This window comes from Amycolatopsis saalfeldensis, from assembly GCF_900110575.1.
GTDB classification, from domain to species: Bacteria; Actinomycetota; Actinomycetes; order Mycobacteriales; family Pseudonocardiaceae; genus Amycolatopsis; species Amycolatopsis saalfeldensis.
The window spans coordinates 58,708-76,753 of the sequence record NZ_FOEF01000004.1 but is presented as its reverse complement, the minus strand read 5'-3'; the positions used below and the strand labels follow the sequence as shown (position 1 = coordinate 76,753).

18 protein-coding genes are annotated in these 18,046 nt (G+C 71.5%); 6 read left to right on the top strand and 12 right to left on the bottom strand.

Annotated features, from left to right (window positions below; genetic code table 11):
• Positions 1-88 precede the first annotated feature (88 nt).
• Positions 89-580 (top strand): MarR family winged helix-turn-helix transcriptional regulator, encoded by a 492-nt coding sequence (locus BMY97_RS11130; RefSeq protein WP_091616523.1) that lies wholly within the window; start codon positions 89-91, stop codon positions 578-580.
• Positions 581-628: 48 nt separating this feature from the next.
• Here the strand turns inward: BMY97_RS11130 and BMY97_RS11125 are convergent, their stop codons facing one another.
• From BMY97_RS11125 to BMY97_RS11105, 5 genes are all read right to left on the bottom strand, one after another.
• Complete coding sequence (locus tag BMY97_RS11125; RefSeq protein WP_245787266.1) at positions 629-2,389, bottom strand: chloride channel protein; 1,761 nt, start codon at positions 2,387-2,389, stop codon at positions 629-631.
• 51 nt (positions 2,390-2,440) lie between these two features.
• Positions 2,441-3,730: an ArsB/NhaD family transporter gene (locus tag BMY97_RS11120; RefSeq protein ID WP_091616519.1), complete on the bottom strand. Its 1,290-nt coding sequence runs from the start codon at positions 3,728-3,730 to the stop codon at positions 2,441-2,443.
• Between the two features lie 16 nt (positions 3,731-3,746).
• Positions 3,747-4,187, bottom strand: a complete 441-nt coding sequence (locus BMY97_RS11115; RefSeq protein WP_091616517.1) for a CBS domain-containing protein — start codon at positions 4,185-4,187, stop codon at positions 3,747-3,749.
• A 216-nt stretch (positions 4,188-4,403) separates the two neighbouring features.
• On the bottom strand, positions 4,404-4,988 hold the full coding sequence (locus BMY97_RS11110; RefSeq protein WP_177231280.1) for a nuclear transport factor 2 family protein: 585 nt from the start codon (positions 4,986-4,988) through the stop codon (positions 4,404-4,406).
• 22 nt (positions 4,989-5,010) lie between these two features.
• A complete protein-coding gene (locus BMY97_RS11105) occupies positions 5,011-6,084 on the bottom strand; it encodes an amidohydrolase family protein (protein ID WP_091616515.1) in 1,074 nt (357 codons plus the stop codon).
• Between the two features lie 79 nt (positions 6,085-6,163).
• Here BMY97_RS11105 and BMY97_RS11100 point away from each other — a divergent pair, with 79 nt between their 5' ends.
• The gene (locus BMY97_RS11100; RefSeq protein WP_245787265.1) at positions 6,164-6,778 is read left to right on the top strand and encodes a TetR/AcrR family transcriptional regulator; all 615 of its coding nucleotides are present in this window, start codon (positions 6,164-6,166) and stop codon (positions 6,776-6,778) included.
• 49 nt (positions 6,779-6,827) lie between these two features.
• Here BMY97_RS11100 and BMY97_RS11095 read toward each other — a convergent pair whose 3' ends face one another.
• Positions 6,828-7,796 (bottom strand): Lrp/AsnC family transcriptional regulator, encoded by a 969-nt coding sequence (locus BMY97_RS11095; RefSeq protein WP_091616511.1) that lies wholly within the window; start codon positions 7,794-7,796, stop codon positions 6,828-6,830.
• Between the two features lie 107 nt (positions 7,797-7,903).
• Here BMY97_RS11095 and BMY97_RS11090 point away from each other — a divergent pair, with 107 nt between their 5' ends.
• Positions 7,904-9,334, top strand: coding sequence for a carboxylesterase/lipase family protein (locus BMY97_RS11090; protein WP_218156763.1), 1,431 nt, complete (start codon positions 7,904-7,906; stop codon positions 9,332-9,334).
• A 14-nt stretch (positions 9,335-9,348) separates the two neighbouring features.
• Here the strand turns inward: BMY97_RS11090 and BMY97_RS11085 are convergent, their stop codons facing one another.
• Positions 9,349-11,496, bottom strand: a complete 2,148-nt coding sequence (locus tag BMY97_RS11085; protein ID WP_091616507.1) for a hypothetical protein — start codon at positions 11,494-11,496, stop codon at positions 9,349-9,351.
• A gap of 78 nt (positions 11,497-11,574) precedes the next feature.
• On the bottom strand, positions 11,575-12,753 hold the full coding sequence (locus BMY97_RS11080) for an MFS transporter (RefSeq protein ID WP_091616505.1): 1,179 nt from the start codon (positions 12,751-12,753) through the stop codon (positions 11,575-11,577).
• 54 nt (positions 12,754-12,807) lie between these two features.
• Here BMY97_RS11080 and BMY97_RS11075 point away from each other — a divergent pair, with 54 nt between their 5' ends.
• Positions 12,808-13,620 carry an AraC family transcriptional regulator gene (locus tag BMY97_RS11075; protein WP_091616502.1) on the top strand — a complete coding sequence of 271 codons (813 nt, stop codon included), beginning with the start codon at positions 12,808-12,810 and terminating at the stop codon, positions 13,618-13,620.
• Positions 13,617-14,420 carry a methyltransferase domain-containing protein gene (locus tag BMY97_RS11070; protein WP_091616500.1) on the top strand — a complete coding sequence of 268 codons (804 nt, stop codon included), beginning with the start codon at positions 13,617-13,619 and terminating at the stop codon, positions 14,418-14,420. Before BMY97_RS11075 ends, BMY97_RS11070 begins: the two co-directional genes overlap by 4 nt.
• Positions 14,421-14,427: 7 nt before the next feature.
• Here the strand turns inward: BMY97_RS11070 and BMY97_RS11065 are convergent, their stop codons facing one another.
• The 3 genes from BMY97_RS11065 to BMY97_RS11055 are packed head-to-tail and all read right to left on the bottom strand — an operon-like array spanning position 14,428 to position 16,648.
• On the bottom strand, positions 14,428-14,655 hold the full coding sequence (locus BMY97_RS11065) for a hypothetical protein (protein ID WP_091616498.1): 228 nt from the start codon (positions 14,653-14,655) through the stop codon (positions 14,428-14,430).
• The gene (locus BMY97_RS11060) at positions 14,652-15,653 is read right to left on the bottom strand and encodes a substrate-binding domain-containing protein (protein WP_218156762.1); all 1,002 of its coding nucleotides are present in this window, start codon (positions 15,651-15,653) and stop codon (positions 14,652-14,654) included. Before BMY97_RS11060 ends, BMY97_RS11065 begins: the two co-directional genes overlap by 4 nt.
• A complete protein-coding gene (locus BMY97_RS11055) occupies positions 15,650-16,648 on the bottom strand; it encodes an ABC transporter substrate-binding protein (protein WP_091616496.1) in 999 nt (332 codons plus the stop codon). Before BMY97_RS11055 ends, BMY97_RS11060 begins: the two co-directional genes overlap by 4 nt.
• 108 nt (positions 16,649-16,756) lie before the next feature.
• Here BMY97_RS11055 and BMY97_RS11050 point away from each other — a divergent pair, with 108 nt between their 5' ends.
• Positions 16,757-17,338 (top strand): TetR/AcrR family transcriptional regulator, encoded by a 582-nt coding sequence (locus BMY97_RS11050; RefSeq protein WP_091616494.1) that lies wholly within the window; start codon positions 16,757-16,759, stop codon positions 17,336-17,338.
• A 9-nt stretch (positions 17,339-17,347) separates the two neighbouring features.
• Here the strand turns inward: BMY97_RS11050 and BMY97_RS11045 are convergent, their stop codons facing one another.
• The gene (locus BMY97_RS11045; protein WP_091617068.1) at positions 17,348-17,992 is read right to left on the bottom strand and encodes a class I SAM-dependent methyltransferase; all 645 of its coding nucleotides are present in this window, start codon (positions 17,990-17,992) and stop codon (positions 17,348-17,350) included.
• Between the last annotated feature and the right edge of the window lie 54 nt (positions 17,993-18,046).

Below are 18,046 nucleotides of genomic sequence, written 5' to 3'. Positions count from 1 at the left end.
ACTGTTGGCCAAAACAACAGTCGCCGAGGCCAAGACCCGGAACCCGGCCTTGCGGGCGCGATCCGGCGGCGCGCGGCACACTGGGGGCATGCCTCGCCCTCCGACCACCGCGGCCGGCGCCGACGTCGACGCGGTCACCGACGCCGTGCTCACCGCGTCCCGGCTGCTGGTGGCCGTCTCCGCCCGCTCCATCACCGCGGCCGGCGACCTCGTCACGCTGCCGCAGTTCCGGCTGCTGGTGATCCTGCACTCCCGCGGGCCGCTGAAGCACGCGGCGCTGGCCGAGCTGCTCGGGGTCACCCCCTCGACCGCCAGCCGCATGGTCGACCGGCTGGTCACCGCCGGGCTCGTGGCCCGGCAGGACAATCCGGCCTCACGCCGGGAGATCGTGATCGAGCTGACCGCCGAGGGCGCGCGGGTCGTGCGGCTGGTCACCAACCGCCGCCGCCGCGAGATCGCCAAGATCGTGTCCAAGATGCCCGAGCACGCGCGCCACGGCCTGGTCGAGGTCCTCTCCGCCTTCGCCGAGGCCGGTGGCGAGCCCCCGGCCGGCACCGCCGCCGAAGCCATCTGGGCCTGACCAGCCCCACTCCCCCGGCCCGGAATGGCGCGGTGGCGCCAAAACCACCTACTGCGCCGTGGCCGGCTCAAGCGCGGTGAGCACGGCCTGGTGGGTGACCCAGCCGCTCAGCCGACCCTCCCCGGCCAGCACCGGCAGGCCTGTGCCGGGTGCGTTCGTCAGCGCCGTCAACGCGTCGGCCAGGCTGCTCTCGCCCGTGACCAGCGGCGGCAGTTCCGCGAGGTCGCCGACCACGCCCTCGTGCTGATCGGCCAGGGCCTCCGCGACCGCGCGCGCCGTGACACAGCCCTGGTAACACCCGTCCGCCCCGACCACCGGCAGGATCCCGTGCCCGGACACGGCCAGCGCGTGCGCCGCCCGTTCCAGCGGGAGGCCCGGGTCCAGCGGTTCCGGCAGCGGCTCGGCCACCGCCTCGACGCGGGTGCCGGCCAGCCTGCGCGCGCCGGGGCTCCGGTCGAGGTCCACGCCGCGGCGGCGCAGCTTGAGCGTGTAGATCGTGTCCTTGCCCAGTGCCCGGCTGGTCGCGGTGGCGATCACGATCGCGGTCAGCATCGGCAGGATGATCGTGTACTGGCCGGTCAGCTCGAACAGCACGATCACCGCGGTGATCGGCGCCCGGGCCGCGCCGGCGAACGCCGCGCCCATGCCGATCAGCCCGTAGACGCCGGGTGAAGCGGTCACCCCCGGCAGCCACGTGTGCACGACGATGCCGAACGCCGTCCCGGCCATCGCGCCGATGAACAGCGAAGGCGCGAACACCCCGCCCGAGCCGCCGATCCCGATCGTCAGGCTGGTCGCCACGAGCTTGCCGGCCAGCAGCAGGAGCAGGAAGCCGAGGACGTACTTGCCCTCCACCGCGTTCTGCAGCACCGGGTACCCCACGCCGTACATCTGCGGCAGCAGCAACAGCAGCCCGCCGAGGAACACGCCGCCGACCGCGGGGCGCAGCCACTCGGGGCCGCGCCACAGCCGGTCGCACAGATCCTCGACCAGGTACAGCACCCGCGTGAACAGCACCCCGCACGCCCCGACCACCAGTCCGAGCACGATGAACAGCAGGTACTCCACCGGATTGCGCAAGGTGAACGGCGGCAGGTCGAGGAACGGCACGTCGCCGAACACCGCCCGCCCGACCACGCTCGCCGTCACGCTGGCCAGCACGACCGCGCCGAACGATTCCGCCGCGAAGTCGCGCAGGATCAGTTCCATCGCGAAGAACGGCCCGGCCAGCGGCGCGTTGAAGGTGGCCGCGATCCCGCCCGCCGCGCCGCACGCCACCAGCACCCGCAGGCGCGATTCGGGCAGCTTGGCCACCCGCCCCAGCGTCGACCCGAGCGCCGAGCCGATCTGCACGATCGGCCCCTCCCGGCCGACCGAGCCGCCCGAGCCGATCGTCAGCGCGGACGCGAGTGCCTTGACCGCACTGACCTGCGCCGGGATCCGGCCACCCCGTTCCGCGACCGCGTACATGACTTCGGGCACGCCGTGCCCGCGGGCTTCCGGCGCGAATTTCTGCACCAGCGGCCCGTAGACCAGCCCGGCGACCACCGGCGCCAGCAGCAGGAACCACGGCCCCAGCGCGGGAAACCACGGATGCGCCACCCGGCCCGCGGCCGAGTAGTCCGCCTGCCCGGAGAACAGGTGGGTGAACGTCGTGATCAGCCACCGGAAGACCACCGCGCCCAGCCCGGCGCCCGCGCCGATCACCAGTGCCAGGCCGATCAGCCCGCTCGTGCTCTCCCGCAGCCACCGCCCGAACGGCGGCCGCGCCGGCACCACCGGCCGTCGCCCGGTCATATCATCACCCATGGACACCATTGCAGTATGCAACACTTGTCCTGGGCTACGGCGAGGGATAACTCACAGCACGAAGTAGCGCAGCCAGAGGTACGGCGCCGCCACCGCGACGGTGATCAGCGTGACGATCGCGCCCTTCCGGGTGAACTCCCAGAACGAGATCGGCGAGCCCGAGCGGGCCGCGATGCCCAGCATCACCACGTTGGCGCTGGCGCCCACCGCGGTCATGTTGCCGCCGAAGTCCGCGCCCAGGGCCAGCGACCACCACAGCGACGCCGAGTGCGACGGGTCCGGGATGTCGTTCGTGAGCGCGAGGACGAGCGGGCTCATCGTCGCCACGTAAGGGATGTTGTCGATCACGCCGGACAGCAGCGCCGAGACCCCGAGGATCAGGAACACCGCGAGCAGCGCGTTGCCGCCGGTGGCGTCCGCGGCCAGGTGGGCGAGCCGGTCGATCACGCCGGTCTTGACCAGCGCCCCGATCATGATGAACAGGCCGGCGAAGAACAGCAGCGTCTCCCACTCGACGCCGGCGAGGTACTGCTTCGGCTGTGTGCCCGACACCAGGACCAGCAGGCCGGCGCCGAGCAGCGCGACCACCGAGGGGTCCAGGTGGACCACCGAGTGCAGCACGAACCCGGCGAACACGAGCAGCAGGACGAGGCCGGATTCAAGCAGCAGCCGGGGTTCCCGGATCGCCTCGCGCTCGTTCAGCGCCAGCACGTCGGCGACCCGCTCGGGGTCGACGGCGAACGAACCGCGGAACAGCCGCGGCAGCACCAGCACGAGCACCACCAGCTCGATCGCCACGATCGGCGCGAGGTTGAGCAGGAAGTCGTTGAACGTCAGCCCGGCGCGGCTGCCGATGATGATGTTCGGCGGGTCGCCGATCAGCGTCGCCGTGCCGCCGATGTTCGACGCGAAGACCTCGGCGATCAGGAACGGCGCGGGCTTGATGTCGAGCCGGTCGCAGACCAGCAGCGTCACCGGGGCGATCAGCAGCACCGTCGTCACGTTGTCGAGGAACGCCGAGGCGACCGCGGTGATCAGCACCAGCAGGATCATGATCCGGAGCGGGGAGCCCTTGGCGCGCTTGGCCGCCCAGATCGCGACGAACTCGAACACCCCGGTGCGGCGCAGGATCCCGACGATGATCATCATGCCCAGCAGCAGGAAGACCACGTTCCAGTCGACGCCCGTGTCCTCGGAGAAGAACGCGTCGGCCGAACCGCTCACCCCGGTCGCGAGCACCACACCCGCGCCGGCCAGCGCGGCGGTCATCTTCGGGATCTTCTCGGTGGCGATGAACAGGTAGGCGACCACGAACACGGTGATCGCGATGACGGTGCTCATCGCGCCGCCACCGGCTTCAGCGCAACGCGAGCTCCAGCAGCCGCGACGCCGAGACCACGCCGAGCAGCGTCCGGCCTTCCATGACCGCGACCAGCGGGCACTTGAGCCGGGCCATCATCGCCGCGACCTCCACCACGGTGTCGTCGGCGTTCACCCGCGGCAGCTCCGCGGGCTCGTCCGGCAGCAGGTCCCGGACCCGCCGCCCGCCCAGCTTGTCCGCGATGCGATCGGCCATCGACTCGTTCAGCACCCCGGCCAGCGAGGGATCGTCGCGCACGTACGGCGGCACCAGGAACTGCACCACCTCCGACGCCGGCAGCACCGACTGCGGGCAGCCGGTCGCGTCGATCACCACCAGCCCGGGCAGCCGCCGCTGCGCCAGCAGCCGGGCGGCGGCCAGCGCGTCGGAATCCAGCTCCACGACCGGGTAATCCTCGGCCATCTCGGCGGCGCGCATGGGCCAAGGCTACGGCCACCGGGGGCGCGGCGCCGGGATTCATGGGCCGCTCCTGTCGTTTTCCTGACGGGGACGACCCCAGCACCAGCGCCATCGGACTCCCCGGGTTCGGCGGACCGGCCCGTCACCCGGCCGGGCACGAGCAGGCCGACCAGACTTCCCGGCGCTCCACGCGTAAAGATGCCGCAAAGACCCGCCCGGGGCAAACCGGCCCGGTTACCCGCCGAGCCAGTTGCGAGCGTCGTCGTAGAAGGCGGTGGCCTGGTCGGGGCGGTCGTCTCCGTAGAGGTCGTCGCCGATGGTGTAGCCGCGCCGGGAGAGCAGGTAGGAGAGGAAACGGTACGAAGGCCGGTATTCGGCGAGGTCCGCCGGGCCGACGTCGAGCCGGACGCCGGGATGGGCGGCAGTCAGGGAATCGCGTTCGTAGACGGGGTCGAGGGAGGCCAGCAGCCAGCGGCCGCCGCGGCGTTCGACGCGGTAGTTGAGACGGGCGGCCGAGGCGAGGTCGACCTCGGTGCCGTCGAGGACGGTGCGCATCTCGATGACGGCAGGCACCTCGGCCAGCGCGCGGTCGCCCCGGCAGTGCACCACGGGCGGGCTGAGCCGGTGGACGGCGGTGTCACCGCGGCCGGCCATTTTCTCCGACTCGGCCACGAATCCGGCGCCGCTGCCGCGGAACCAGCTCAGGCGGACGGTCGCGTCGTCGTGGAAACAGGACCGCATCTGGTCCCACCAGCCGCGGTCCCGGCCCTGTCGCTCGTGCAGGACGAGCTGGGTGATTTCGGTAATCTCGCTGCTCACGTTTTCCCTTTCGGTGGAAGGATTACCGCCCGGCGCCGGCGACCTGGTGGCCGGCGCACCAGACGGCGCGGATCTCGCGGGTGGCGGTGATGTCCGTGGTGGGGTCACCGTCGACGAGGACGAGGTCGGCGCGCAGGCCCCGTTCGACGGCGCCGCGGTCGGTCAGGCCGAAGGCGCGGGCCGGCAGCACGGTCGCCGAGCGCAGGACCTCCACGGGGCTGAGGCCCGCACGGGCCAGCAGCTCGAGTTCGTGGTGGAGGCTTTCGCCGTGGGGCACGGCGCCGGGCACGCCGGGCTGGGCGTTGGCATCCGTGCCGGCCAGCACCTCGATGCCGGCCCGGTGCAGGCCGGCGACACTGGCCAGCAGGCCGTCGATCGGCGCCCGGCCCGCGAGGAGGGCCTCCATCATGGTCAGGGTGGGCACGGCGACCTGGTGGCCGGCTCGCATCGCGGCGATGTCCTCGGGCCGGATGACGCCGTTGACCGGGACGTGGGTGACGAAATCCGCGCCCGACCCGGCGGCCACGGTGCAGGCCCCGACGGTCGCCGCGTGGACGACGGTCTTCAGGCCGTGCGCATGGGCGGCGGCGACCAGGGCCTGGAGCGCCTCCGGGGCAGGGCCGCCGTCACCGGGGGCCTCCGCGACCCCCTTGATGTAGTCGACGCCCTCGGCGACCCGCGCCTCGACGTGCCGGCGGGCGTCCTCGGGAGTGAGGATGACCGCTTCGGCCGGCAGGCCCAGCAGCCGGGCGTGATTGCCGTCGGGCCCGATCGCCGGCAGGCCGGCGGTGCGGAAGTCGGCGGTGCCGGTGAGCTCGTGCAGGGACTTGATCAGCTCGGGGGGCCAGCACGCCATGTCCAGCCCGGTCGTCACGCCCCAGCGGGCCAGCGCGTCGAGGCTCTCCGGTCCGTGCAGGTGGACGTGGGCGTCGATCAGGCCGGGCAGCAGCACCGCCCCGGCGCCGTCGACCTCCTGCGCGCCAGTGGGGTCGGTGCCGATCACCGGGCCGTCGATCACCACCGTGCGGGGCTCGGTGAGCCGGTGGCCGTCGAAGACCCGGACGTTGACCAGCGCGGTTTTCCCAGGTGCGGTCAAGGGGAACCCCTCCTCGAATAGGGGACAGTTTTGTCCACTAATGTGACTGTACCCCTCGATGCCAGCTATAACCGGACAGGTGCCCGCCAGCTCCCGCGCCGCTGCCGCCCCCGTCGCCCGCCGACGCGGTGCGGAGCTGACCCGCGCGATCTATCAGGCCACCCTGGAAGAACTGGCCCGCACCAGCTTCGAAGAACTCGCCTTCGACAAGATCGCCCCGCTGGCGGGCACCGGGAAATCGGCCCTCTACCGCCGCTGGTCCACCCCCGAGCAGCTGGTCCTCGCCGCGCTGACGGACCCGTCCACCGGCTTCGGCGAGCCCACCGCCCCCGGCACCGGCTCACTGCGCGGCGACCTCACCACGCTGCTCGGCGGGTTCGCCCGCGTCCTGGACGAACCGCGCGGCCGTGCGCTGCGGCCCCTGCTGATCCAGCGCGCCCGCCATCCCGAGCTCTTCGACGAAGTCCGCCGCCGGGTGATCCTCCCGCACCAGCGCCTCCTGCTGACGATCCTGCAGGCCGCCGTCGACCGCGGTGAGGCCGACCCCCGGTGCGTGACGCCGCTCGTCGCCTCCGTGGGCCCGCGCCTGGTCATCGCCGACTCCCTGGAACACGAAACCGTCGGCCAGGCACGGGTGCGGTCCATTGTGGACGAGGTGCTGCTGCCCCTGACCGCGCCGCGGCTCCCCCGTTGAACCCTTCGCCGCTCCTGCTGGTCTACGGGCCCCAGCTCTGATCGGCGGGTCAGAGGCTGCCCGGGCGGACCAGGCCGGTCCGTTTGACCCCGGCCAGGATCGGGGTGACCTCGGCGGTGACCACACGCTCCAGCGCGCCGAGGGTGTCGTTCAGGAAGCGGTACAGCGCGTCGAGGTCGGCCGCGGCGACGGCGACCAGGAGGTTGGCCGGGCCGGTGGTCGCGGCGGTGAAGCGGACCTGGGGGTGCCGGCTGAGCCGGCGGCCGGCCTCCTCCAGGCCGCCGGGGGCGGCCGTGATCCACAGCAGCGCCTCCGCGCGGATGCCGAGGCGGGCCAGGTCGACCTCGGTGGCCAGCCGGATGACGCCGCCGGTCAAGGATTCCAGCCGGCGGCGGGCGGTCAGCGGTGTGGTGCCGGCCCGGCGGGCGAGGTCGGCGTAGGACGCCCGGCCGTCCTCGGTCAGCGCGGCGATCAGCTCGTGGTCGATCGGCAGGAGCGCCGGGCGGGCGGGGGCCGGCGGGCGCAGGCCGGACAGCTCCTCGTCGGTCAGCAGGCCGCCGCTCCAGTCGAACGCGGCCGGGAAGACCCGCAGGAGGACGTGCGAGGTCCAGGATTCGACCTCGGGCGTGGCCGGGAGATCCCGCAGCAGCAACGTGTTCCGCGCGTCCGGCCCGTCGAGGAAGAGGATGACGCTGATCTCGTCGCCGCCACCGAGCACGTCGACCCAGATCGTGTCCGGGCGGCGGGCCAGGGTGGCGGCGATCGCGCGGATCCGGCTCGGCCGGCACCGGATGCGCAGGGCCAGCGGGATCAGGCCGGGGAACCACACAGGATGGCGCACGACGGTCGCCCGCAGCGTCCCGTCGTGGAACATCGGGGCCGCGCGGCGCACCACGGTGCGCTCGGAGAGGCCCAGCGCCCGGCCGACCGCGCGCCACGAAGCCCGCGGCGAGGCCAGCAGCGCCGCGGCGATCCGGCGGTCGGCCTCATCCAGCTCGAGATGGCGTACTTTCTCCATATCCGAAGATCATATGTCCGCTAACCGCGTTTGACTGCCGGGTTTCTGGCGCGGATCACCGTGCCGAGGCTAGAACCAGGGGTAGCCGAACGAACGAGGTGAGCACAGTGACCAGCCGGATCACAGACACGACCAGCGGCAAGATCAACGGAGTCGACCAGGGCGGGGTGGTTTCCTTCCGCGGCATCCCGTACGCCGCTTCACCGATCGGCGAGCTGCGGTTCGCGCCGCCGTCGCCGCATGCGGGCTGGGCCGGGGTACGGGAAGCCACGCAGGCCGGACCCGCCGTCCCGCAGCCGGCTTCCCGGCTCGAACGCGTGATGGGGCCCCGTGTGCCGGACTGGGACGAGGACGGCTGCCTGACCGTCAACGTGCACGTCCCGCGGCACGCGTTCGAAGGCGGCGTGCCCCGGCCGGTCCTGCTTTGGTGGCACGGCGGCGGTTTCAGCAGCGGCTCCGGCGGCTGGGACTGGTACGACGGGGCCAAGCTGGCCGAGCTGGGCGACATCGTGGTGGTGACGGCGAACTACCGGCTCGGCGCGCTCGGCTACCTGTACCTGCCGGAGATCGGCGCCGCCAACCTCGGCGCGCAGGACCAGGCCGCCGCGCTGCGCTGGGTGTCGGACAACATCGCGGCGTTCGGCGGGGACCCGCGCACGGTGACCGTCGGCGGGCAGTCGGCCGGCGCGTTTTCGTCCCTCTCACTGGCGCTCGATCCGGAGACCGCGGGACTCGTCACCCGGGTCCTGTTGCAGAGCACTCCGTTCGGCGTGGAGCCGCCGGACGCGGAGAACGCGGCCGAGACCACGGCGGAGTTCCTGCGGCTGCTCGGCCTTCCCGCCAACTCTGCCGACGCGAAAGCATTGCGTGCCCTGCCCGTCGAACAACTGCTGTCCGCGTACGGCCGGCTGGCGCGTCCGGGCCGGGTCTCCCCGCCGATGTTCCCGGTGCTCGGCGGCCCCGGGCTCCCCCGCTCCTGGTCGCAGGCGCTGGAAGACGGTGCCCTGGAAGGGAAATCCCTGATGCTGGGCACGACCCGGGACGAGGCGACGGCCTTCCTCGCCTTCGACCCGGACGTCCGGGACCTCACCGCCACCGGCGCGATCGGCCTCCTGGCCGGCCGGCTGGGCGACCAGGCCCACGGCGTCTACCGGGAGCACGCCGCCCGCCTCCCCCGGGCGACGCCGGGGCAGGTCTTCACCGCGATCCAGACCGACGCACTGTTCCGCGACGGAACCCTGGACCTCGCCGACCACCAGGCGGCGGGCGCGAACCCGGTCTACGCCTACCAGTTCGACTACCAGCCGGCCGGGGACGAACACGCCCTCGGCGCCACCCACTGCGCCGAACTGCCGTTCCTCTTCACCACCTTCGACGCCTACCCGGACTGCCCGATGCTTGGCCGTCCCACGCCCGCCGCCCGCGAACTGGGCCGCGCTTTCGCCACCACCGTCGCCGAATTCGTCACCACCGGCTCGGTGCGGGACTGGCTGCCCTACGCACCCGGGACCCCCGCCCGCGTCCGGCATTTCGGCTGAGGCCCGCACCACTGTCAGCCGAGCTGCACCTGCGCCTTCTGGCCGGGCCCGGGGGTGACCGAGACGGTGAACAGGCGGGTGGCCGCGTCGTAGCTGACCGGGCCGGCCGTGCCGCTCGTGGCCGTCGCCTTCGGGGCCGCCGGGGCGTAGCCGTGCAGCTGGACCGAACGCTCGCCGGCGCCGAACTGGACGGTCGTCTCGACCCTCCCCTGATCGGAAACCTGGCTGATCCGCTTGCTGCCCGCGGAGACGAACTTGCCGGCGTCGCCGAGGAAAGCGATGCCGGACCGGCCGACCGGGGAAACCACGTAGTACGAGCCGTCGCTCACCGTGCCGGTGAACCGGCCGCCGGCCGGAACCAGCCGGCCCTTGCCGCTGAAGTAGTCGTACACGTACGCGGCGCCGTTCACCCCGAGCTCGGCTGGGCTGAAGCCGATCGACTGCGAGCCGCCGTTGCGGGCGTAGGCGAACACGTACGCGTCGCGCAGTCCATTGTGGTCACTGTGGGTGGCGGCGACCATCGGGGCCTGCGCGTCCTTGGCGATCGCGAGGTACGTGCTGTCCAGCGGGACGATCGCGGTGTCCGGCTTGACGAGCACACCGTCGCCGCGGACGGTCTGGCCGAGGTTGGTGGTGCTCAGGTCGCCGATCTTGTCGCCGACGCCGACCATGCCGCCCGAAAGCAGCGACAGCAGGAGGTTGTCCGTCTCCTTGCTCATGAAGACGTCGCTCCACGGCTGCTCGCCGAGCGAGCCGGCCAGGTGCGAGTCGAACAGGTACTCGTCCCACTTGCCGCGCTCGAACCGGTCGTTGCTGACCCGGGTGGTCTGCAGGTTCTGGTATTTCGTGCTCTGCAGGTAGTTCCACGGCAGCGGCATGCAGTACTGGAGGTCGATGCCCTTGGCCGCGGCCGACTGCGCCATGTTGTCGACGAAGGCGCCGGGGTCGGAGAGGTTGTACTGCGCCTGCGCCCCGTCCGAAAGCCAGTCCTGCTCGTAGCCGACCACCCCGGAGTCGGCCAGGTAGCGCATGGTGCCCTCCCAGAACCGCGGGTCGGTCACCACGTTGCCGGACATCGTGTACTGGCCGTGGTACGGGCTGGCCGGGTCGACCCAGCGGGCGTGCGTGATCAGGGGCAGCCCCACCTGGTCGCGGAAGGCCGCGAGCCCCTGCTGGAACAGGTCGGGGGCGGCGCGGTAGGTGTACTCGCCGCCGCGCAGGTTTCCGTTGCCCTGCCACGTGTTCGACGAGCCCTTGGGGTACCACCAGCTGTCGAGCTGCATATACCCGAGCGGAATGCCGTGATCGGCGAAGTCCTTGGCGGCGGCCAGCAGGGTGCCGGTGTAGCCGAGGTTCTCGTCGTACTTGTAGTAGTACTCGGCCCCGTTGTCGGTCCAGTAGCCCAGCTTGTTCAGCGTGGTGTTGGCGTCGTTCGGGACGCGGTGCTTGCCGCCCAGCGCCATCAGGGCCGAGCCCCAGGTGCCGTACGTGGTGCCGATCCCCTTGCCCAGCGCCAGGATCGACTGGTGGGTGAACCCGGCGGGCAGCGTGGTCACGCTCGCCGCGATGCCTTCGGACAGCGTGTTGCCCGCGCCCACGCCCAGCTTCGCCACCGGGAAGTTGTCGGCCGCGGAGAACAGGAACCCGTTCGCCTGATCGTCGAAGGACAGCAGCGGGCTGTCCGGGGCGGGCGCGCCGCCGAACTTGTAGGTGGAGAACGCCCTGTCCTGGAAGGATTCCTGGTGCGGCAGCGCCGGCGCCTTCAGGCTCGGGAACGGCACCCCGGACGCGGGCACGTTGGGCGAGGCGGCCCCGGTGGTCGAGCCGAACAGGACCGCCGCGGTGTTCTGATACACCCGGATGCTCGCCGTCCTGGCCACCGTGTCGGTGTAACCGAAGTCGATTTCCCGGTAGGAACCGATCGCATCCTGTCCGGTTCTTGTCCGGTTATCGGTGACTTTCGCGCCGACCGAACCGGTGAAAGTCCAGGCCGCCGGTTGCTGTGCCCGCACCTCGTAGGTGCCGTCCGGCTGCACGGCCGCGGTGATTCCGGCGGCCGTTATCGAGGTGGAAGAGGGTTGTGCGCCAACGGCTCCGGCGTTCACCGTGGATCCGGCGGCGAATACGACGACGATCACTGCCACGCGAAACTTGTGCGCCATAACGGACGAGTATCCGCACCATTACACCTATGGACAATCCGTCTTCCGCATGATGTTTTACGTTCATGTATGTGAACATTAATTGTCATGACCGGACATTTTCGGATCGGCCAATCCGCGCGACGCCAGGAACGAGACGACCGGCATGGCCACGAGCGAAAGCAGCGCCCACTGCAGCGTGGCCGCGTTCGCGATCGCGCCGATCGCGGGCGCGGCCAGGCCGCCGATGCTGACCGCGAGCCCGAGGGTGACTCCGCTGGCCGTGCCGATCCGGGTGGGCAGGTAATCCTGGCCGAGCGTGACGTGCAGGGAAAACGGCACGTACAGCGCCAGCGCGGCGATCGCGACCGCCGGGAACACCGCGTATCCCGGTGCGAACGCGATCGCGGCGACCGCGGGCACCGACACCGCGTACGAGATGTGCAGGGTGCGAACCCGGCCCCAGCGCCCGGCCAGCACGCCGCCGAGCAGGGTGCCGAGCGCGCCGACCCCGAACATCACGACCAGCGCGGCCTCGCCGGCGGTCGCGCTGCCGACCCGTGACGCGACCCAGAGGGCGAGGAAGGTGTTCAGCCCGAACGTCACGATCGAACGCGCGACGACCACCACGGTCAGCCGGCCGAACTGGCGCCAGTCGTCGCGGCCTTCGGTTTTCGCCTGGTGGTGGATGGCCGACTGCGGGCCGCGCAGCCGTCGCAGCAACGCGGCCGTGCCGAGGCCGCCGGCCACGGCCGGGATCAGCAGGAACGGGCTCGCCCCGAGCCCGCCGGCCTGCAGGACCGGCGTGACCAGGATCGGGCCGAGCGCGAAGCCGACGTTGCCGCCGAGGGAGAACCAGCTCATCCCGACGTGGCCCCGGCTCGCGATCCGGCGGGCGATGCGGGCCGATTCGGGGTGGTAGGCGGCGACCCCGAGGCCGGACAGGGCGATCGCGAGCCAGGTGAACCCGTAGGAGTTCCCCAGTCCGGACAGGCCGATGCCGGCCCCGGCGACGGTCATGCCGGCCGGGACGAGCCACGGCATCGGGCGCTTGTCGGTCAGCACGCCGAACAGCGGCTGCACCACCGAGGAGAGCAGGGTCGCGGCGAGCGTGATCCCGGCCGCGGCGAGATAACCGTAGTGCCGCTCGGCGACCAGGAACGGGACGATGGCCGGAACGGCGCCCTGGTACAGATCGTCGATCGCGTGCCCGGCGACCAGGACGGTCATCGGCCACCGGGAAGTACGAGGCCCCGCCGAAGCGCTGATTGTCGTCATGGCCTCATCGTCGGGCCGGCCAGCGCCTTCGCGATTCCGGTATTATGCCGAGTTGTGTCGAATTCCCGCCACCTCCCGGAGGCGCCCACCGACATCCGGGACCTGGCCGCCACCGCGAGCGTCACCGCGCACTGGCACGACGGGCACCAGGTCGTCTACGCCAGCAGCGGGGTGCTGGCCGTGCACACGGCGGAGTCGCGGTGGATCACGCCGGCCCATCGCGCGCTGTGGATCCCGGCGGGCACCGTGCACTCGCATCGCGCGTTCGGCGTGACCCGCTTGCACCTGTTCGGGATCCCGAAGGCGACCAGCCCACTGAAGCTGGCCGAGCCGACCGCGCTCACGGTCACGCCGCTGTTGCGGGAGCTGCTGATCGCCTACACCGCACTCGGCGGCGAGCGCGAAACGCCCGCCGGACGGCGGATGCGAGGCGTGCTGTTCGACCAGCTCGCCACCGCCCCGGAACAGCCGGTGCGGGTGCCGGCCGCGCGTGACCCGCGGCTGGCCGAGGTCTGCCGGCTGCTGGAGGAGGACCCGTCGGATTCGCGCGGCCTCGAAGCGCTGGGCCGCGAGGTCGGCGCGAGCGGGCGCACGCTGACCCGGCTCTTCCGCCAGGACACCGGGATGACGTTTCCCCAGTGGCGCACGCAATTGCGGCTCTATCACGCGTTGCGGCTGCTCGCCGAGGGCCGGTCCGTGACGTCCGTGGCCCGGCTGTGCGGATTCGCCACCACCAGCGCGTTCATCGACGTCTTCCGGCGCTCCCTCGGCCACACGCCCGGCTCGTATATCCACAGTGGACAGAAGTCTCACATTTCAGGATGGTCGTTGCACAATGTGGGAGTCGGATTAGTCTGGGGACCATGAGCACTGCCGCCCATTCCTACGGCCAGGGCCACGCCGAGAGCGTGGTGCGGTCCCAGCAATGGCGCACCGTCGACAACTCCGCCGCCTATCTGCGCGCGGAACTCCGCCCCGGCCTCCGGGTGCTGGACGTCGGCTGCGGCCCCGGCACCATCACCGCCGACCTGGCGCGGCTCGTGGCGCCCGGACCGGTCACCGGGCTCGACGTCACCGAGGACATCCTCGACCAGGCAAGGAAACACGCGGCCGCCGCCGGCAATCTCGACTTCCGGCTCGGCGACGTCAATGCCCTGGAGTTCCCCGACGGCGCCTTCGACGTGGTCCACGCGCACCAAGTCCTGTTGCACCTGCGCGATCCCGTCGGCGCGCTGCGCGAAATGCTGCGGGTGACCAAGCCCGGCGGGGTGGTCGCCGTCCGCGACACCGATTACCTCGGCGCCCTGTGGTTTCCCGCCGATCCCCGGCTGGAGCGCTGGCGTGCCGTCTACCGCGCGGTCTCGCACGCGAACGGCGCGGAGCCCGACGCCGGCCGGCGCCTGCTTTCGTGGGCCCACGCCGCGGGCGCCACCGACGTCACCCCGAGCGCGTCCATCTGGAGCCACTCGACCCCCGCGGAACGCGCCTGGTGGGGCGGCATGTGGGCCGAGCGGATCCTGGACTCCCGCATCGCCGGGCAGGCGGTGGCCGGTGGGCACGCCAGCCCCGAGGAGCTGCACGAGATCTCGGCCGGATGGCGGGACTGGGCCGCGCATCCGGACGGCTTTTTCGCCATCCCGCACGGGGAAGTCCTCTGCCGCAAGTAAACCCGGCTCAGCTGCCCGGTTCCGGTGCGTGGAGCCTTCCCTTGATGTCGGCGGCCAGCGCTTCACGGGCGAGCTGGAACTCGAAGAGGGCCTGCCGGGCTTGCTCCTGCATGGCGTCCGGCACCGGTGACCCGTTGCCGACGCGTTGCCCCACGAGTTCGGCCGCGTGCACCAGCCCATCGCTCAGGGAGGAGGCCTGGCCCGGCCGGGCCGCCGCCGGCAACCCGGTCGTCACGTGGACATCAGCGAATCGACGAACAGCTCGTCGACCTGGATTCGCCGGGGGGACAGGCCTTGTTCCCAGTGATATCGGAGGAAGGTGTCGATCGTGGCGCGGTTGGGTTCGACGCCGTAGGCCCAGGGGTCGGGGCCGAGCAGTCCTGCGGTGTGGTCGGCCAGTTCGTTCAGCCAGGGGAACATCGACTCGACGAAGTTGGTGACCCGCCCGGTCCGGTGGCCGTTCAGTGCCACGGTCCGGGACGCGTCGAGCGCGCGGTACAGGCGCGGCGCCAGGGTGGGGTCGGCGGCGACGGCCTCGCGCTTCAGCACCATCACGTGGGCGATGGGGAAGATGCCGGTGCGCGCGAAGTACTCCCGCTCGACGCGGCCGTAGTCGGGGAACAGGCGCCGGATGGCGGGCGAGCCGTCGAGCACGGCCTTCGGCACGTTGCCGGAGATGAGCGCGTCGATCTCGCCGGCCGCCAGCATGGCGCCGAGGTCCGCCCCGGCCGGTGCGCGGCGGACGTCCACCTGCGGCGGGTGCACCAAGGGCAGGTAGTCGATCGGCGCGGCCGGCCGGTCCAGTCCCCCGACCAGCCACCGGCTCTTCGCCGGATCGACGCCGAAGTCGTCGGCCAGGAAGCCCTTGGCCCAGACCCCGCCGTCGTGGCCGTAGGTGCTGAACTCGCCGATCGTGCGCCCCTCCAGGTCCCCCGGCCGCTCGATCCCGCTGCCGGCGTTGACGAAAACCGCCGAGTGCCGGAACGCCCGGGCGGGGAAAACCGGCAGCGCGACGAACGGCGGCTCGTCGAACTCCAAGGTGCGCAAGTAGAAGGTCAGGCCAAGCTCGGCGAGGTCGAAAGCGTGCTCGGTGATCATCCGCCGGTAGACCTCGCTGATGATCCGCGGGTGCTCGATCTCCAGCTCGGCCCCGTCGACGCGCACGGTTCCGTCCTCCAGGGCCCGGAACTGGTCGTAGGCAAGGGAAGCCATCTTCAGACGGGGCACGCTCATGACCCGAGCAGCTCGGGGACGAAGATGTCCTCACTGGTCAGCAGCCGCCGTGACAGGCCCTGTTCGTGGTGGTAGCGCAGGAAAGTGTCGACCGCGTGCCGGTTCTTCCCGACGCCGTAGGGCCACCAGTCGTCCGACATCAGCCGCCGGTTCTCGGCGAACAGCTCGCTGAACCACGGCGTGATCACGTTCATGTGCTGCTTGGCCGCCCGGTCGAGGTAGTGCTTCTGCTTCTCGTCCTTCGCGGTCAGGAACGCTTCGTACACCGCCCGCGCGACGCCGGGGTGCTCGGCGTGGAAGTCCTTGCGGATCGCGACCACGTGCATCATCGGGAAGATCCCGGTGCGCGCGAAGTACTCCCGCTCGACCGATTCGTAGTCCGGGAACAGCCGGCGGATCCGGCCGGTGCCGGCCAGCACGGACCGCGGGACGTCCACCGACAGGAGCGCGTCGATCTCGCCCGCCTCCAGCATCGCCGCCAGCGTCTCGCCTTCGCCGGCGTGACGCACCCGCACGCCTTCGGGGACCGGCTGGGGCACCCAGCCGAACGACGGGATCGGGTGATCCGTCCCGCCGATGACCCAGCTCAGCTGATCCGGCGTCACCCCGTGGTCCTCGGCGAGGATGCCCTTCATCCAGACGCCGGGATCGCTGCCCCACAAGGCGAATTCGCCGATCGTCCGGCCCACGAGGTCCTCGGGCCGCTCGATCCCGTTGTCCGCGTTGACGAACAGCGCGGAGTGGCGGAAGTTGCGGTTCGGGAAGATCGGCAGCGCCAGGAAGGGTGACTCGCCGGTGTCCCACATCCGCAGGAAGTAGGTGAGCCCCAGCTCGGCGACGTCGTAACGCCCTTCGATCATCCCGCGGAAGACATCCGAGACCAGTGGCTCGGTCGTGGGCACGAGGTCTGCCCCCTCGATCGGCACGGTTCCCTCGAAGACCGCGGAGGTGTGCTCGTAGCTGTACCCGCCGAGCCGCAGGGTCACTCCGGTCATGATCCCTCCCGTAAAAGTGAACGACCTTTCATCTAGAGTATGGGCGACGGCCGGGAACGGCGTCAAGGCGAATGACCATTCATTTTCAGGACGGGAGAGAGGGACGGCATGCCCCGCATCACGAGTGAGCACCGGTCCGCGAACCGCGACCAGATCATCGCGGCCGCCCGCCGCTGCTTCGCCCGCCAGGGCTTCCACGGCACGTCGATGCCGGACATCGCGGCCGAGGCGGGCCTGTCCACCGGGGCCCCGTACCGCTACTTCAGCGGCAAGCAGGAGCTGATCGTCGAGGTCGCGCGGCTCGCGTTCGAGGCCGTGTTCGAGCCGGTCATGCGGCACATCGAAGAGACGGGCACCGTCACGGCCGACGAGCTGGTCGCCATTGCCGTCCAGTCCCGGCCGGCCGCGGCCGACGACGAGTTGCTGCGGTGCGGCATCGCGGCCTGGAGCGAGGTGCTCCAGAACGCGGACCTGCGCGAGCACGCGGTGAGCGGCTTCACCCGCGTCACCGGCGAAATCGCCCAAGCCCTGCGCGGCACCGGGCGGCGCGCACGGGACGCCGAGGCCGAGGCCCGCATGATCGTGGCCCTGCTCCACGGGTTCATGATCCAGCGGGTCGCCTTCGGCAGGCCCGATCTCAAGGCGCTCCCCCACGGCGCCCGCGCGGCGATCACCGGTGAAACGCCCTGAAACAGCCGGTCAAACCGCCTTACGCGCGAGCAGGTAGACGTCCTGGAACTGCCGCCGGTCCGCCGGCTCGGGCTCGCGAACCATCCGGGCCACCTCGGCCAGCCCGCACTCACGCAGCAACGCGGCGAGATGATCGGGCCACCACCGATAAGCCGGAGCGACCGCGTGATCGAAAACCTGCGTCAGGCAGGACGAATCCCCGGTGGCCGAGAAGCCGATCAGCAGATGGCCGCCCGGTGCCAGCACCCGGTGGAACTCCGCCAGGATCCCTGGGAGTTCCGGCGGCGGGGTGTGGATGACGGACCACCGTGACAGCACGCCGACCAGCGCGCCGTCGGCGAGGTCCAGCGCGGCCATCAAGCCCACCTCGAACCGCAGCCGCGGGTGGGCTTGGCGAGCCAGCTCGATCATCGCCGGCGACGCGTCGACACCGAACGCCGCCAAGCCCAGCCCGTCGAGATGAGCGGTGACGTCGCCGGGCCCGCAGCCCAGGTCCGCAACCTGGCCGCTCCCGCCGACAACCTCGGCGAAGGCGCCCAGCATCGCGCGGTCGAAGGGCCGGTCGCGCAGCTGGTCCCGGAACATCCGCGCGTACGTGGCGGCAGCGGCGTCGTAGCCTTCGCGGGTAGAGATGAGGGCATCGGGTTCGGCCATGCCCACGACAGTAGTTCCCGGCCCGCGTGACAGGCTGATCCCCACGGGAGCCGG

Coding starts and splice junctions, on each gene's coding strand:
- BMY97_RS11130 (WP_091616523.1), top strand. CDS start 89: ATGCCTCGCCCTCCGACCACCGCGGCCGGCGCCGACGTCGACGCGGTC.
- BMY97_RS11125 (WP_245787266.1), bottom strand. CDS start 2,389: ATGGGTGATGATATGACCGGGCGACGGCCGGTGGTGCCGGCGCGGCCG.
- BMY97_RS11120 (WP_091616519.1), bottom strand. CDS start 3,730: ATGAGCACCGTCATCGCGATCACCGTGTTCGTGGTCGCCTACCTGTTC.
- BMY97_RS11115 (WP_091616517.1), bottom strand. CDS start 4,187: ATGCGCGCCGCCGAGATGGCCGAGGATTACCCGGTCGTGGAGCTGGAT.
- BMY97_RS11095 (WP_091616511.1), bottom strand. CDS start 7,796: ATGGAGAAAGTACGCCATCTCGAGCTGGATGAGGCCGACCGCCGGATC.
- BMY97_RS11085 (WP_091616507.1), bottom strand. CDS start 11,496: ATGGCGCACAAGTTTCGCGTGGCAGTGATCGTCGTCGTATTCGCCGCC.
- BMY97_RS11080 (WP_091616505.1), bottom strand. CDS start 12,753: ATGACGACAATCAGCGCTTCGGCGGGGCCTCGTACTTCCCGGTGGCCG.
- BMY97_RS11070 (WP_091616500.1), top strand. CDS start 13,617: ATGAGCACTGCCGCCCATTCCTACGGCCAGGGCCACGCCGAGAGCGTG.
- BMY97_RS11060 (WP_218156762.1), bottom strand. CDS start 15,653: ATGAGCGTGCCCCGTCTGAAGATGGCTTCCCTTGCCTACGACCAGTTC.
- BMY97_RS11055 (WP_091616496.1), bottom strand. CDS start 16,648: ATGACCGGAGTGACCCTGCGGCTCGGCGGGTACAGCTACGAGCACACC.
- BMY97_RS11050 (WP_091616494.1), top strand. CDS start 16,757: ATGCCCCGCATCACGAGTGAGCACCGGTCCGCGAACCGCGACCAGATC.
- BMY97_RS11045 (WP_091617068.1), bottom strand. CDS start 17,992: ATGGCCGAACCCGATGCCCTCATCTCTACCCGCGAAGGCTACGACGCC.